The sequence below is a fragment of the Arcobacter sp. CECT 8985 genome, from assembly GCF_004116495.1.
Taxonomy (GTDB): domain Bacteria; phylum Campylobacterota; class Campylobacteria; order Campylobacterales; family Arcobacteraceae; genus Malaciobacter.
Genome location: NZ_PDKC01000048.1, coordinates 1 through 14,085 on the forward strand (window position 1 = coordinate 1; position 14,085 = coordinate 14,085).

The 14,085-nt window shown below is 24.0% G+C and carries 18 protein-coding genes; 8 read left to right on the forward strand and 10 right to left on the reverse strand.

All coding sequences use genetic code 11. The annotated features are described in order from the left end of the window. The first annotated feature begins 285 nt into the window (after positions 1 to 285). Complete coding sequence (locus CRU93_RS13345) at positions 286 to 777, forward strand: helix-turn-helix domain-containing protein (protein ID WP_129104686.1); 492 nt, start codon at positions 286 to 288, stop codon at positions 775 to 777. On the opposite strand, the gene crcB is transcribed toward CRU93_RS13345, so the two are convergent. The 7 genes from crcB to CRU93_RS13380 all read right to left on the reverse strand — a co-directional run bounded on the left by crcB (position 778) and on the right by CRU93_RS13380 (position 6,365). After that, a complete protein-coding gene (gene crcB, locus CRU93_RS13350; RefSeq protein WP_129104687.1) occupies positions 778 to 1,173 on the reverse strand; it encodes a fluoride efflux transporter CrcB in 396 nt (131 codons plus the stop codon). Beyond that, a complete protein-coding gene (locus CRU93_RS13355; RefSeq protein WP_129104688.1) occupies positions 1,163 to 1,849 on the reverse strand; it encodes a 1-acyl-sn-glycerol-3-phosphate acyltransferase in 687 nt (228 codons plus the stop codon). Before CRU93_RS13355 ends, crcB begins: the two co-directional genes overlap by 11 nt. Further along, positions 1,836 to 3,038, reverse strand: a complete 1,203-nt coding sequence (locus tag CRU93_RS13360; protein WP_129104689.1) for a hypothetical protein — start codon at positions 3,036 to 3,038, stop codon at positions 1,836 to 1,838. The genes CRU93_RS13355 and CRU93_RS13360 overlap by 14 nt, the downstream gene beginning before the upstream one ends. A gap of 48 nt (positions 3,039 to 3,086) precedes the next feature. Continuing rightward, positions 3,087 to 3,758, reverse strand: coding sequence for a phosphoribosylformylglycinamidine synthase I (gene purQ / locus CRU93_RS13365; RefSeq protein ID WP_129104702.1), 672 nt, complete (start codon positions 3,756 to 3,758; stop codon positions 3,087 to 3,089). Between the two features lie 5 nt (positions 3,759 to 3,763). After that, positions 3,764 to 4,009: a phosphoribosylformylglycinamidine synthase subunit PurS gene (purS, locus tag CRU93_RS13370; RefSeq protein ID WP_129104690.1), complete on the reverse strand. Its 246-nt coding sequence runs from the start codon at positions 4,007 to 4,009 to the stop codon at positions 3,764 to 3,766. A 78-nt stretch (positions 4,010 to 4,087) separates the two neighbouring features. Further along, positions 4,088 to 5,038: a phosphoribosylaminoimidazolesuccinocarboxamide synthase gene (locus CRU93_RS13375; protein ID WP_129104691.1), complete on the reverse strand. Its 951-nt coding sequence runs from the start codon at positions 5,036 to 5,038 to the stop codon at positions 4,088 to 4,090. Positions 5,039 to 5,048: 10 nt separating this feature from the next. After that, entirely contained in the window at positions 5,049 to 6,365 is a 1,317-nt protein-coding gene (locus CRU93_RS13380) for a S41 family peptidase (RefSeq protein WP_129104692.1), read from the reverse strand. Positions 6,366 to 6,478: 113 nt separating this feature from the next. Between CRU93_RS13380 and CRU93_RS13385 the strand changes: the two genes are divergently transcribed. The 6 genes from CRU93_RS13385 to CRU93_RS13410 all read left to right on the forward strand — a co-directional run bounded on the left by CRU93_RS13385 (position 6,479) and on the right by CRU93_RS13410 (position 11,471). Then, positions 6,479 to 7,060 (forward strand): tetratricopeptide repeat protein, encoded by a 582-nt coding sequence (locus tag CRU93_RS13385; RefSeq protein WP_129104693.1) that lies wholly within the window; start codon positions 6,479 to 6,481, stop codon positions 7,058 to 7,060. 12 nt (positions 7,061 to 7,072) lie between these two features. Further along, positions 7,073 to 8,047: a hypothetical protein gene (locus CRU93_RS13390; RefSeq protein ID WP_129104694.1), complete on the forward strand. Its 975-nt coding sequence runs from the start codon at positions 7,073 to 7,075 to the stop codon at positions 8,045 to 8,047. Between the two features lie 87 nt (positions 8,048 to 8,134). After that, a complete protein-coding gene (locus tag CRU93_RS13395) occupies positions 8,135 to 9,220 on the forward strand; it encodes an ABC transporter permease (protein ID WP_129104695.1) in 1,086 nt (361 codons plus the stop codon). Beyond that, positions 9,221 to 9,973: an ABC transporter ATP-binding protein gene (locus CRU93_RS13400; RefSeq protein WP_129104696.1), complete on the forward strand. Its 753-nt coding sequence runs from the start codon at positions 9,221 to 9,223 to the stop codon at positions 9,971 to 9,973. Then, positions 9,963 to 10,886, forward strand: coding sequence for an MlaD family protein (locus CRU93_RS13405; RefSeq protein ID WP_164967692.1), 924 nt, complete (start codon positions 9,963 to 9,965; stop codon positions 10,884 to 10,886). Before CRU93_RS13400 ends, CRU93_RS13405 begins: the two co-directional genes overlap by 11 nt. Continuing rightward, positions 10,887 to 11,471: an ABC-type transport auxiliary lipoprotein family protein gene (locus CRU93_RS13410; protein ID WP_129104698.1), complete on the forward strand. Its 585-nt coding sequence runs from the start codon at positions 10,887 to 10,889 to the stop codon at positions 11,469 to 11,471. Here the strand turns inward: CRU93_RS13410 and CRU93_RS13415 are convergent. From CRU93_RS13415 to CRU93_RS13425, 3 genes are all read right to left on the reverse strand, one after another. After that, positions 11,461 to 12,459: a tRNA pseudouridine(13) synthase TruD gene (locus CRU93_RS13415; RefSeq protein WP_129104699.1), complete on the reverse strand. Its 999-nt coding sequence runs from the start codon at positions 12,457 to 12,459 to the stop codon at positions 11,461 to 11,463. The genes CRU93_RS13410 and CRU93_RS13415 overlap by 11 nt on opposite strands. Continuing rightward, complete coding sequence (gene dksA, locus CRU93_RS13420) at positions 12,456 to 12,824, reverse strand: RNA polymerase-binding protein DksA (RefSeq protein WP_129104700.1); 369 nt, start codon at positions 12,822 to 12,824, stop codon at positions 12,456 to 12,458. The genes CRU93_RS13415 and dksA overlap by 4 nt, the downstream gene beginning before the upstream one ends. A 127-nt stretch (positions 12,825 to 12,951) precedes the next feature. Then, positions 12,952 to 13,743 carry a response regulator transcription factor gene (locus CRU93_RS13425; protein ID WP_129104701.1) on the reverse strand — a complete coding sequence of 264 codons (792 nt, stop codon included), beginning with the start codon at positions 13,741 to 13,743 and terminating at the stop codon, positions 12,952 to 12,954. Positions 13,744 to 13,891: 148 nt separating this feature from the next. Between CRU93_RS13425 and CRU93_RS14380 the strand changes: the two genes are divergently transcribed. Continuing rightward, positions 13,892 to 14,085, forward strand: a 194-nt coding sequence (locus CRU93_RS14380; RefSeq protein WP_258238934.1) for a hypothetical protein, incomplete at its 3' end; no start/stop codon positions are given.

Sequence of the window (14,085 nt, forward strand, 5' to 3'; positions counted from 1 at the left end):
ATATTACTATATAAATGCTATTATTTTTTAAAAAGGCTTATTTTGTCGTATTTAAGTCGATATATTGTCGTATAATGAAAATTTATTTCTATATAATTATTTAATATAATTAATTTTATAAATAATTAATCAAAATAAATTTTTATTTACTTTTTTATTATATAATAAAATTTAGGATTAAAATAGAAATTAATTTCTACAATTAAACTATATGAAATTTCTACTTAGATATATTATATTAAGTTTAGCTGTAAGACACTTTATAAAAATACAAAAAGGTTTAAAATGGAGATTTTTGAAAGAATCAATCAAATACTAAAAGAAAAGAAGATGACGAAAAAAGAGTTTGCTGCAAGATTACTTGCAGTGAACCCTAAAGTTAATAGATTAGGTGAAGCGCCATCTGTTTCATCAATATATGCATATTTAAATGGAACATCATCAATAAAAGCTGATTTTATTCCTTATATAGCAGAAGCATTAAATGTTGCAGAACAAGAACTATTTGAAGATAATTCTAACAATAGAAATAGATATTTAAAATATATTTTAAAAGATCTATCTAAAAATGAATTAGAATTAATCAAAAATAGAATCGAAGATTTATGTCATTGGGAACAAGCAATGACAGAACAAGTAGAAAAAATCTATACTTATAAAACAAATAAAGATAAAATTGATGAACTTATTTCATTACTACCATATATGCCAGACGCTTTATATGATAATGTAGTAAAAAAAGTTAGGGAAATAAAAGAGTTTACAGACTCTTATTAATTAATAGTGATTAACTAAAAAGAACTGTAATAATTTATAACCCAAAGCTGCAGCAAGTATAGTTCCAACAACATTGAGAACTATATTTGCAATTGCTATTACTAATGAAGTTTCAAATAAAAAATATGTCTCAATTGCAAATGTTGAATATGTCGTAAGTGCCCCTAAAAAACCTGTAGTTAAAAAAACTTTTAAATGTTCACTTAAAGTAAAGTGTGCAAATATTGCAAATATAATTCCCATTATAAAACTACCCACAACATTAACAGCTAATACTCCCAAGGGAAACTCTAATGGAATATGTTTATTAACTATATGAATTGCATAAGCTCTTACAACTGCACCTAAAAAACCACCACAACCAATTGCAAATATTGTTTGCCAATTAAAACTCATTATTCTTACTTTCGTTTTCTATTATTTTTCTCATATCATTCTCTAATTGTTCAAACCAATCAGTGTTTTTTGATGCTTGTACAGGCTTTAAATATATAATTTTGACAATACCTGGATTACAAGTCAATTTTTGTGAATCTAGAATATTTTTTGTATTTACTAAAACTGCTGGTTGAATTCTTAAATTTAACTTATTAGCAATTATTTTTGCTCCTGATTTAAACTTTAAAAGTTTTTTACCATTTGTTCTTGTCCCTTCTGGGAAAATTGCAATTGGTCTTCCTTTTGATAATCTATCCTTTGATTCTTTTAATAGTTTTATTAAACCTGCTTTATTTTCTCTATCAATAGATATCATTCTAGGAGCTTTTATAATATGTCCAAAAAATGGTAAATCAGTAATCTCTTTTTTTGCAACCCATGCTAAATTTCTAGAGTGAATATACTCCATTACAATTATATCAAGTATACTTTGATGATTTAAAAGAAGCATATCACAACTTTCATCAAGTTTACCAACTTCTTCTATTTTAATTCCCAAAAAGAATACTTGGAATTTCATCCATATTTTTATAACTTTATGTGCATGTTTTCTAAATGAATACATGAAAAATATAGTAATTGCTACAGTAATTGAAAACTGTATAACAACTAATAATGCTCTAATTCTCGCCAATGTTCTTTTCCTTTACCCATCCAATAATTTTCTTTCCATTATTATCAAACATAACTTTAAAAAATTCTCTTTTTTTATTTAAGACTTCTGCTATATGAGGATGTTTTAATTCAAAGAAAACTGTTGATTTTTTTGTTGGTAAAATATAAACTAATGTATCATCTTTTAATGCAACTTTTTTGTTAGGCATTAAATATAATATAGCTAATGCAATTAAGATTAAAGATATAACTAAATATGTATATTTTCTCTTCCAAATATATAAAATAATAAAAATTAAAAGAACTACTAAAAGTGCAATTTTTTTATATAACTCATAATTTGAATTATTAGGATTTAAATCTGTTTGTGTACTTACTAACTCATTTTCTAAAGTTAAAGGAATCGAAATAGTTTTAAATTTATTTATTTGAGTATTAAAATATGTAAACTTTAGACTCTTTTTATATATAGGAGCAACAACATAATATAAAATATGTTGATTTGGATAATTATCTTCAATACTAGAAATACCTTGATCTTTTGAAAACTCTTTTAAATAAAAATCTTCTAAATTTGATTCTTTTGCATCAATATCTAAAATTGTTAATAATTGCTTATTATTATATTGTTTTGTTTTGTGTGTATTTATTGTTAAACTTTTTGCAATTACATTAGAAAAAGTATTATCACCTTTTGCTAATTTTGAAAATCTAATTTCTTTTGGTTTTAAATATGCAAAATCAACTAATTGATCATTTTTATATAATAAAACTTGAAAAGTTGGTAATATAAAATCTTTTTCATATGCTTTAAAAAAATATCTATTTTCAAAACTATTTTTATCAACTGCCATCCAAGGTTCTTTTGGATTTAAAACATTCATATTTTTTGCATCAACAAATCTTGTTTCTATTCTATCAAAATCATCAGTTGTTATAAGTGCTTTTAAAATAATTTCAAATCTTTGATTTTTATAAATATTTTTTGGAAAATCAATATATGACAAATATAGGTTCTTCGAAGTAGGCACTTTTTCTACATCTTCTTCATTCAAATAATCTAAAGTATTTGAAAAAGTTTCATCTTCATTTTGAGTATTTAATCGTTTGTAAGTATCTTCTTGGAAAACTGGTTTTTCTTCTTTAGTAAACTCAATATTAGAAAAACACAATTGAAAAATCATTGTTAGTAGTAATAAAATTTTCATATTTACTCTTTATTCAAAGAAAAGATAGTAAGTACTATCTTTTCTTAATTATTTTAAGAATCCTTGCAACATTTTAACACCATCATCACAACCTAATAAACTTTCGATTGCTCTTTCAGGATGTGGCATTAAACCAAATACATTTTTATTTTTATTACAAATACCTGCAATTTGAGAAACAGAACCATTAACATTTTCTATTTCACCATCTTTATTACAATATTTTAAAAGTATTTGATTATTTTCTTCTAGCTGTTTTAATCCATCTTCATCAATAAAGTAGTTTCCATCATGATGGGCAATTGGGATATTTACAACTTCACCTAAATTTAGTTTTTGTAAAAATGCATTGTCATTATTTATCACTTTTAAATTATTATATTTTGAAATAAAATTTAAAGATGAATTTCTTTTCATAGCCCCAGGTAATAGTCCTGCTTCTAAAAGAATTTGAAAACCATTACAAATTCCTAGTATTTTTCCACCATTTTTAGCATATTCTTGAACTGAATCCATGATATTTGCAAATCTTGCAATTGCACCACTTCTTAAATAATCACCATAAGAAAATCCACCAGGGATTACTAATAAATCTGTATTTTCTGGTAATTTAGTCTCTTTATGCCAAAGAATAGTTACAATACACCCTAATTTATCAAAAGCATACTTTGTATCATATTCACAATTTGTACCTGGGAATTGTAATACTGTTACATTCATCATTACTAACCTATAAGTTCGATACTATAATCTTCAATTACAGTATTAGCAAGAAGTTTTTCACACATATTTTCTACTTCAGACTTAGCCTCTTTTTGATCTTTTGAGTCTAATTCTAAAATAATTTGTTTACCAATTCTTACATCTTTAACAATATCTTTGAATCCTAATGTATCTAAAGCATGGTGAGTTGCTTTACCTTGATCATCTAAAACACCTTGTTTTAATGCTACATTTACAATTGCTTTCATTTACTACCTTCAATTAATTTTTTGCAATTATATCTAAAACTACCTTTAGCAGTTTTAGATACTATTTATTATTATAAACTATTTTAATCTATTTAAAATAGTAGTGTAACCTTCTAATATTTTATTTTTTATAGAATTTGGAACTTCAACATCAAGTTTTTCTCCAGGTTTTAAATCTTTAGCTTTTTCTTTCCAATGATTTTCTTTTGCAAAATTTCTAAGAATTTGTTTATCCATAGAAATATAATCTTCATTGTCAAAATTTTCTTTAGAAATAAATCTTGAGCTTTCTGGTGTTAATACTTCATCACCAAGAACCCACTCACCTTTAGAGTTTACAAATACTTCAAATTTTGTATCAACTACTATAATTCCATTTTCATTAGCATAAGATGTAAAGTTTTTAAATAGTTTTTCTAAATTTGAAATAATTTCAGGAAAAACTTCTCTTACTTTCGATGAATGTAAAGGAATATCTTTTACACCTTTTGTTGTAGGAGTAAAAATTGGAGTTTCAAATTTATGCCATTGTTGTAAATTTGATGGTAACTCTAACCCATATGGATCTTTTCCATTTTGGCAAGCATCAAAAAGTGAGCCTGTTAAATAATTTCTAAAAATTAATTCAAATTGAACTGTTTCACCATCAATTTCAGCTTCTAAAGCTTTACATAGTTCCATTAATTGACATCTTGGAGCTACTTCTAAATTTTGATCAACTTTTTCACTTAAAATTGCTGTTCTTATTCCCTCTTTATTTGCAAACTCTGCACCATGATTAGAAATTGCAGTTTGTAAAATACCTTTTTTTTCAATTTGTAAATTTAAAGGAATATCAAATACAGAACATCTATCACTTCTAACTAATAGTACTTTTGCATCTTCGCCTGGACAAGTATAAAGATCAGCATTTTTACCTATATAAAATAAATGATAACCTAAATCCTCAAGTTCTTTAATCCCTTTTTTATCAGTAGTTTTTTTTGTTTCTGGCCAAAGACCAAGCGAAATAATTTTTTCTATAGTCATAATATCTCCATTATTTATTCATAATTATTAAACTTTTTAAAATATTTATTGCTGAATTTAATTGATTATCTTTAGCAATATCCTCTTTTGTAATAACTTTTTTATCATCTTTAGTTTTTTTATCATCTTTAGTTTTTTTATCATCTTTAGTTTTTTTAGTTACTTTAGATACTTTGTCTAATTCTCCCTTTAAATGCTTTTTCAAATCAGCTTCTTTTATTTGAAATTCATTGTCTTTGCCTGAAACAGTTTTACCTGGATAAGCAATAACATCAGGAGTAATACCTTTTGCTTGAATAGTTCTTCCACTTGGTAAATAGTATTTTGCAATAGTTAATTTAATATTTTCACTTCTATCTTTTACAATTGGTAATACTGCTTGAACAGAACCTTTACCAAAAGTTTTTTCACCAACAAGTACAGCTCTTTTATGATCTTGTAATGCACCACTAACAATTTCTGAAGCAGATGCTGAACCTCCATTTACTAAAACTACCATAGGAGCATCAGTTAATGTAGTAGAACTTTTTGCATAATATTTTTCTTCATCTGTTGCATCTCTACCTTTTTGAGATACTATAACACCTGAATTTACGAAAAGATCAACTGTTCCAATAGCTTGTGTTAAAAGTCCTCCAGGATTATTTCTTAAATCTAAAATAATACCTTTTGTATTTTTATGTTCATTTAATGCTTTAGTTAATCCACTTGCAACATTTTTATCAAAACTTGTAACTCTTAAATATAATAAATTTTTATTAATTGTTTTTGCAAATACTGAATCGATTTTGATAATATCTCTAACAATAGTAATTTTTAAAGGTTTATTTTCACCTTTTCTTACAACTGTTAAATCAATTTTTGTTTTTGGTTTCCCTCTCATTAATCCAACAGCTTCTTCTAATGTCATATTTAATGTTGATTTATTATCAATTTTAAGAATGATGTCTTCTGCTTTAACTCCCGCTTTATCTGCAGGTGTACCATCAATTGGTGAAATAACTGTTAATGCACCATCACGCATTCCAACAGTGATACCTAACCCTCCAAACTCCCCATTTGTTTGAATTGACATCTCTTTTGTAGATTTTTTATCTAAAAAAGTTGAATGGGCATCTAACTCTTCCATCAAACCTTTGATTGCTTTGTTTACAATCTCCTGAAGTTTTAAATCATCAACATAATACTTTTCAACAGTACCAATAACTTGTGTTAATTTTGTTAATGATTCAAATCTACTTTTTGGTAACTCTTCTTTTTGCTCTTGTGAAAATGCAGCTTGTGAGAATATAAGAGCAATTGAAGAAGCTAATAGGAATTTCTTCATTATCAACCTTTTTGTTTGTTTGTATAAGAGTAGTATTATATTGAACTTTTCATAAAAGTAAGATTTTATAAAAATTTTTGTACCATATTAACTAATTTTTCAAAAGGAAACTCATGAGTTTAAAAGAGAATGTTGATTTTGTAAAAAATGAATTAGATAGTGAAGAAAAATTTCTTGAAAGTTTTGTAAAGCTAGAAAGATTTTACAAAAAATACAAAATATTACTAATTACTCTTCTAATAGTAATCATTGTTGCAGTTATTGGTATAAATGTAAAAAATTATTTTGATGGTCAAAATAAGATAAAAGCAAATATTGCATTTGAAGAAGTTCTTAAAGACTTCAATAATAAAGATGCTTTAAAAACATTAAAAGATACAAATAAAAAACTTTATGAAGTTGCTTTATACTTAAAAGCAAAAAAAGCTGGGAAAAATGCTGATGTTGATGTAATGTTCTTTGGAGCAATATCTAAATATGAAAAAGCATTAAAAGAAAAAAATATATCAAAACTTAATGATATATCAATGAAAGATGATTTTTTATTAAAAGAGTTTGCACTATTTAATAAAGCATTATTAGAAACAAAAAGTGGTAAGTATACTGATGCTAAAGCAACATTAAAACTTATTCCAAAAGAATCAAAAGTATATGAATTAGTGAAAATTTTAAATCACTATTTACTTACAAAATAATAAGGAAAATAAATGAAATATTTCTTAATACTTTTAACATCTCTACTTCTTTTTACTGGTTGTTCTAGTAAAAAATATTTTGAAGTAGAAGATACTGTAGGTGATTATGAAGCAACAACAACTTCACTTGATGATGATATTTTATCTTTTAATAAAGATGGAGCTACATTAGAAAATGGTGAAGTAATTACAAAAAAAGGTGTTTCAAAAATTAAACTTCCAGAAGGCTTTGAGTTTATTAATTTGAGTAAAGACACTTATATCTCAACAAATTATTTAGGAAAAGTTCTTTTAAATAATAAAGAATTTTCATTTAAAACAGGTGTTGTTGCAGCAACACTAAAAGATAACATTTTGGCTTTAGTTTTTATGGATAATTCAATTGCTTTATATGATACAAAAGCTAAAAAAATATTGATGAAAGAGTACTACTCTAAATCACTTGCAAATGACACAAGAATTGCAAATCCATATTTTATGGGAAATCTAATTTTATTTCCTACTTTAGATGGTAAAGTTATTGTTGTAAATGCAAGAACAAATAAAGTTATTAGAACAATTGTTGTTGATGCAGATGGAAAGTTTAATAATATAATTTTCTTAAATGTTGTAAATGATAGTTTAATTGCAGCATCTTCGAATAAAGTTGTATCTGTTGGTGCAGGTGCAGTTAACCTTAAAAAATATAGTATTAGAGATATAATTTCACATAATAATGATATTTATATTGCAACTATTGATGGACAAATAATTAAAACAGATATTTCACTAAACGTACAAAATAGAAGAAAATATAAATATGCAAAAATATATGCTTTAGCATATGGAGATTCGTTATATGCCCTTGAATCACAAGGTTATTTAATCAATATTAGTAATGATTTTAATTCTGATAAAATCTACGATTTTTCATTTGATGAAGAAGATAAAGTAATATCAATAGGAAATACTTTTTATATAAATAATGAATATTTCACTGTAAAATAAAACTTTACCCTTCTTTTATATTATTCTATATCTTTTATTTTAGTTAAAAGATTATAGAATAATTATATAAATAAAAAAGGTTAATGTTTGCAAAGTTTTGAATTCAAACCAACTTTAAATAATAAAACTTTAAAAATTTGCTTACATGGCAATTTAAATAAATCTAACTTAATATCTTTAACAAAATATATAAAAAAAACCAATTACAATTCATTAGAATTAGACTTACAAAATTTAGAAAAAATTGATTCTATTGCTACAATATATCTTATATCTTTAAAAAATACAACTTTAATTAATAATGATAAGTTTTTAAAACAAATAGAATATTATAAAAAATATTATACATCTATTGATAAAGTAAAAAAAAGAAAAGAGTTAAATTATATAGAAAAAATTGGTAAATCTACTTATGAAAGAATTACCGAATTTAATCAATTTTTATTTTTCTTTGGAAAATTAATCTTTTTCTTTTTTTATTCTCTTTTAAACCCACAAAAAATAAGATTTAAAGAGATGTTAAAAGCAATTGAAAGTTCTGCAATAAGTGCACTTACAATTGTAGCATTAACTTCGTTTTTAGTGGGTTTAGTAATTGCTTATCAAGGTGCTGTACAATTAGAAAAATTTGGAGCAAATATTTATATTGTTGAAATGGTTGGTATTTCAATGTTTAGAGAAATAGCTCCATTACTTACTGCAATTGTTATTGCAGGTAGAACGGCAAGTTCTTATACAGCACAAATCGGTGCAATGCAAATAACTGAAGAGATTGATGCCATGAAAACAATGGGTTTTGAACCTACAATATTTTTAACTCTACCTAGAGTATTTGCACTATTTATATCTTTACCTCTATTAGTATTTTTTGCAGATATGATTGGTATTTTTGCAGGAATGTTAGTAGCCTTTTTTGATTTAAAAATAACTTTTTATGAATTTATTACAAGAATGTATCAAGAAGTTGCGTTAAAACACTTTTTAATAGGAATAATTAAATCATCAATTTTTGGTATGGTTATTGCAATTATTGGATGCTATAGAGGATTCCAAGTACAAAACAATACTATTAGTATTGGAAAATATACAACAATTAGTGTAGTAAATGCTATTTTTACAGTAATTGCATTAAATGCAATTTTCTCAGTAATCTTAACAGAAAGTGGTATGTAAATGAGCATTATCAAAGTTAATAATCTTACTACAAAATTTGGGAATAGAGTTATTCATGACAAAATTTCATTTCAAGTAAATCAAGGTGAAATTTTTGGTGTTTTAGGAGGAAGTGGATCAGGTAAAACTACTTTAATAAAACAAATTGTAATGCTACAAGAAATTCAAGAAGGCGAAATATTTTTCTTAAATAAAAATATTTCAAATATTACTATGAAAGATTCATTAGAAATAAAAAATAATTTCTCTTACCTCTTTCAGTTTGGAGCACTATACTCTTTTTTAAATGTATTAGAAAATATTGAAGTTATGTTAAAAGAATATACAAATTTACCAATTGAACTTATTCAAGAAGTTGCACTAACAAATTTAAAACTTGTAGGATTAAAAGAAGAACATGCTAATCTTTATCCTTCAGAATTAAGTGGAGGGATGAAAAAAAGAGTTGCATTAGCAAGAGCAATAGCAATTGACCCTAAAGTTCTATTTTTAGATGAACCTACAAGTGGACTTGATCCTTCTAGCGCTGACCAATTTAACGAACTTATTTTAAATTTGAAAAAAATGTTAAATCTTACTATTATTATAATTACCCATGATTTAAAAACTATAAAAAATACTTTGGACAGATTTATTATAATAAATGATGCAAATATAGTATTTAATGGGGATATTACAACTGCATTAAATAAAAATGATATTTTTTTAAATGATTTTCTTACAATAAAAAAGGATGAAAAGAATGGATACTAAAGTTAATTTTTATAAAATAGGAATATTTGTTATTTCCTTTTTGATACTACTTCTTGCATTTACATTTTGGCTTGGTAAAATTGGATTAGAAAATGTAAAATCAGATAAATATGTCATATACATAAATGAATCTGTATCTGGGTTAAATGTTGACTCTCCAGTAAAATTTAAAGGAGTAGAAGTTGGTTATGTTCAAGATATTAAAATTAATCCTAATAATTCTGAACAAATACAAATTGATATAACCGTAAATAAAGATACCCCAATAAAACAAAATAACTATGCCACACTTGGAACATTAGGTTTAACAGGATTAAAATATATTGAGTTAAAGGGAGGAACAAAAGATTCTGAACTTTTAAAAGAAAATGAACAAGGAGAAAAAGTTATAAAAACAAGAATTTCAGTCTTTGCATCATTGGAAAACTCAACTGAGAATATTTCTAAACAGATAAATAAAGTATTAATACAGATGAATACTTTATTTAATAATAAGAATTTGAATAAAATTTCGAATATATTATCTAATACGGAAAAAAGTTCTCAAAATGTAGAGAAATTCTCTAATTTTATTATAAAAAAAGAAAAAACATTAAATATACTATTAGACAATATAAATAAGATTACAAAAAAAGGAACTGATTCTTTTGAGAATATGTCAAATGCAGCAACAGAAGTAAAAAATGCAGCATTAAAAGTCGAACTACTATCTACATCATTAATAAATGAAATAAAAAAAGGTACATATGATATAAAAGCAATATCCAAAGATAGTTTTTTTAAATTAAATAATACATTAGATACTTTAGAAAGTACAATTACAAAAACACAAAATTTAGTAGAAAAATTATCAGATAGCCCAAGTGATATAATATTTAAAAAACAAATAAAAAATCTAGGTCCAGGAGAATAAATGAAAAATCTAATTTTAATGTTACTTATTGCACTTTCATTTAATGCTTGTAGTTTCAAACAAACTACTTATACATTAAATAAATATACAATAAAATATAAAAGTCAAAATGAATATAAAACAATTAATAATAGTATTATTATAAAGAAACCTACAATTAATCCAATTTTTAATACTAAAGATATGCTTTATAGTACAAAAGAGTATAAATTACAAGCGTATTTAAAAAATTGCTGGAGTGATTTGCCTAGCTCAATTATTCATCAAGAAATTATGAATGCATTTGATAAAAATAACTTATTTAAAACAACTCTAATTTATCCTAACAAATCAAAAGCAACTTATCAGTTAGATACGCATATTTATAAAATTTATAATAAGGTGGAAAATAATAATACTTACGCAATTTTAAATATAAAATTTGAATTATATAGAAAAAATAAGCTTATTGATACTTTTAAATACAATAGATTAAGTAAAAATAGTAGTAATAAACCATACAGTTTTGTAGTAAATGAAAATATTATATTTAATGAAATAATAGATGATCTGTCATCAAAAATAGAAAATAGCATTAAAAATTAAAATTTTTATTTGCTATATTTTCTATAAATACTGTTGCATAAGAACCTTTTGATAAAATAAAATCTAAAGTACAAATTTTTTCTTCTTTTTTATAATTAATATTTTTTATTTCAGGGAAAATCAAAGCATCTCTTCTATACCCTTTTTCATATATTTCATTATTATCAAACTTTTGCTCTATTAATCTTGATTGTAAAATAGACCTAAATACTTTGTTACCTGGAAGTAATCCTGTCGGAACAATTTTCTTATTTTCAAAATCTTTTTTTATATTGTTATCGATTTTTTTAGAAGTAAAATATTTATTTGTTTCTAAATTATGAAAAATATCTCCATCTAATAACTCAAAGTCATTTTTATTTAATTTTAATCTATAAACTAACCAAGAATTAAAATATAGACTTTGATATCCAGATAATAACATCTTTTCTAATTTTCTATCTTTTATATGAAAATCACCATTAATTAATTCTTTTGCTTTTTCAATATTTTTTTCCCAATCTTTTCCAAATCTTTGAAAACCAAAATAATTGGGCATTCCAATCTTAGAAATTTTTTTAACAATTTTTTCTATTTGATTTAATTTTATAAAATCAATATCTTTTAAATTAATAATAAATCTATTAGCTTTTAAATCACCAATATTTAGTTTTTTATCATGTAAAAATATCTCTTTTATTTCAATCTTGTTACTTCTTATGTTTTTTAATTCTTTTTCATACTTTTTAGGAATAGAAATATATTGTGTTGTTGTTGCATTTTTATCTTTTAATCCTGCATATCCAATTTCATTTAATTCAATTCTTAAATATTTAGATATGCTTTCAATCATATCCCAAGTTGATAAATTTCTTTTTTTTATTTTTAAAATTAAAAAATTCCCTTTTTTTGAAAAATCAATGGGTATTTCTTTAACAATAAAATCATACTCATTTTGAGAAAAACTAAAATCAATTTGTTTTTCTAAGTTAAATTCTCTTTGTATCATTTAATATTTCTACTCTCTTCTTTTTCAAATGCCGTTCTACATTCAGTACAATATTTTGCATAAGGCTTTGCTCTTAATCTACCAATGGGAATTTGTACTGAACACATATCACATATACCATATGTTCCATTATTCATCTTCATTAGAGCTAATTCAATCTCTTTTAACTCTTTACCTTGATGATTAACTATCATACCTTCAGTAAAAGATCCAGATACAATTTCTGCAGATTCTAAATCTTCTCTTACATCTTGATCTTTTAAAAGATCAATATTATCTCTATTATTACTGATACTTTTTAAAAGAGTCTCTTTTCTTAACAATAAAATTTCTTTTAATTCTTCTATTTGTTTTTTATTTGGCATGATAATCCTCCTAAACTAATATATATAATTATATAATGTTAAATGTATATTATTACTTTATATGTGATTTTTTTAAAAATTATATAAGAATATTCTTAGTTTGAGAAAAGAAGACTCTTTTTTCAAACTATTCTAGTATCATTTTATATCCAACACCAGATAGATTTATTATTAGATCTTTAGAGGATTTCTTTCTTAAAGATTTAATTACCGTTCTTAAATTATTCAAACTTGTATTTGTAGTATTTACACTAATAGCTTCTAGTAACTCTTCATAAGTTAATACTCTATTAGGATTGTTCATAAAGTATTCTAATAATAAAATTTCTTGGTTTACTAAAGTAATAGTTTTCCCATCTTTTATAAGTACTTTATTTTTATTGTTATATCTAAAACCATCTGCTAATACTATATTATCATTATTAGATTCTGGCTTTTCATTTAATAAAGAAAAAAAGTCATCAATATTATTAATATTATGCTCTTTCATTTTTGAAATAACTTTATTCAATTTAGTATTATCAATTTTATCTTTATATGCTGATTCTATCTTTTCAAGTAATTTCATTATATCAATAGGCTTTACAATATATGCAGTAACTCCTAACTCAATTGCATCAAGTAAATATTCAACCTCAGTATATGCAGTTGTTAAAACAAACTTTACATTATTATCATATTTTTTTATCTGTTTAATCATATCAATACCATTTAATTTAGGCATTGTAATATCTGAGACTACAACATCTATATTATAGTTTCTCTTTTTATGACTTAGAAAAAGTTTTAGCCCCTCTTCACCATTATTTGCAACAATAGTTTTTTTAAAAGTTTTGTCAAAAATATGTTTTAACTCACTTTGTGCATCTTTTTGATCTTCTACATATAAAACAACTAAATCACTTAAGATATTAGGCATTATGTCTCCTCTTTTTCATATTTGAACCAATTATAACCTAAAATTTTTTAATTTACAAAGATATTAATTATGAAAAAAAAATAAATTAATTATGTGTATAAAATATGATAAAAATTTATAAAACTATAAAAAATATACAAATTAAAAAGTGTCGAAAAATATAGATAAATACAAAAAAGTAATAAAGAAAAGAGGAGGTAAGAAAGGGGTAGATAAAAAAAAAGCCCATATCAATAACAAGAGAAAAGTTGTTATAGATAAAGGCTTAGTAAAAAGTAAAAACAAAACTCAAGAGCTGGCAGAGACCTACGTTTCCACACCTGAAAGGTGCAGTATTATCAG

Coding starts and splice junctions, on each gene's coding strand:
- CRU93_RS13410 (WP_129104698.1), top strand. CDS start 10,887: ATGAAAAATCTAATTTTAATGTTACTTATTGCACTTTCATTTAATGCT.
- CRU93_RS13375 (WP_129104691.1), bottom strand. CDS start 5,038: ATGACTATAGAAAAAATTATTTCGCTTGGTCTTTGGCCAGAAACAAAA.
- CRU93_RS13415 (WP_129104699.1), bottom strand. CDS start 12,459: ATGATACAAAGAGAATTTAACTTAGAAAAACAAATTGATTTTAGTTTT.
- crcB (WP_129104687.1), bottom strand. CDS start 1,173: ATGAGTTTTAATTGGCAAACAATATTTGCAATTGGTTGTGGTGGTTTT.
- purQ (WP_129104702.1), bottom strand. CDS start 3,758: ATGAATGTAACAGTATTACAATTCCCAGGTACAAATTGTGAATATGAT.
- CRU93_RS13385 (WP_129104693.1), top strand. CDS start 6,479: ATGAGTTTAAAAGAGAATGTTGATTTTGTAAAAAATGAATTAGATAGT.
- CRU93_RS13380 (WP_129104692.1), bottom strand. CDS start 6,365: ATGAAGAAATTCCTATTAGCTTCTTCAATTGCTCTTATATTCTCACAA.
- CRU93_RS13400 (WP_129104696.1), top strand. CDS start 9,221: ATGAGCATTATCAAAGTTAATAATCTTACTACAAAATTTGGGAATAGA.
- CRU93_RS13345 (WP_129104686.1), top strand. CDS start 286: ATGGAGATTTTTGAAAGAATCAATCAAATACTAAAAGAAAAGAAGATG.
- dksA (WP_129104700.1), bottom strand. CDS start 12,824: ATGCCAAATAAAAAACAAATAGAAGAATTAAAAGAAATTTTATTGTTA.
- purS (WP_129104690.1), bottom strand. CDS start 4,009: ATGAAAGCAATTGTAAATGTAGCATTAAAACAAGGTGTTTTAGATGAT.
- CRU93_RS13390 (WP_129104694.1), top strand. CDS start 7,073: ATGAAATATTTCTTAATACTTTTAACATCTCTACTTCTTTTTACTGGT.
- CRU93_RS13360 (WP_129104689.1), bottom strand. CDS start 3,038: ATGAAAATTTTATTACTACTAACAATGATTTTTCAATTGTGTTTTTCT.
- CRU93_RS13425 (WP_129104701.1), bottom strand. CDS start 13,743: ATGCCTAATATCTTAAGTGATTTAGTTGTTTTATATGTAGAAGATCAA.
- CRU93_RS13405 (WP_164967692.1), top strand. CDS start 9,963: ATGGATACTAAAGTTAATTTTTATAAAATAGGAATATTTGTTATTTCC.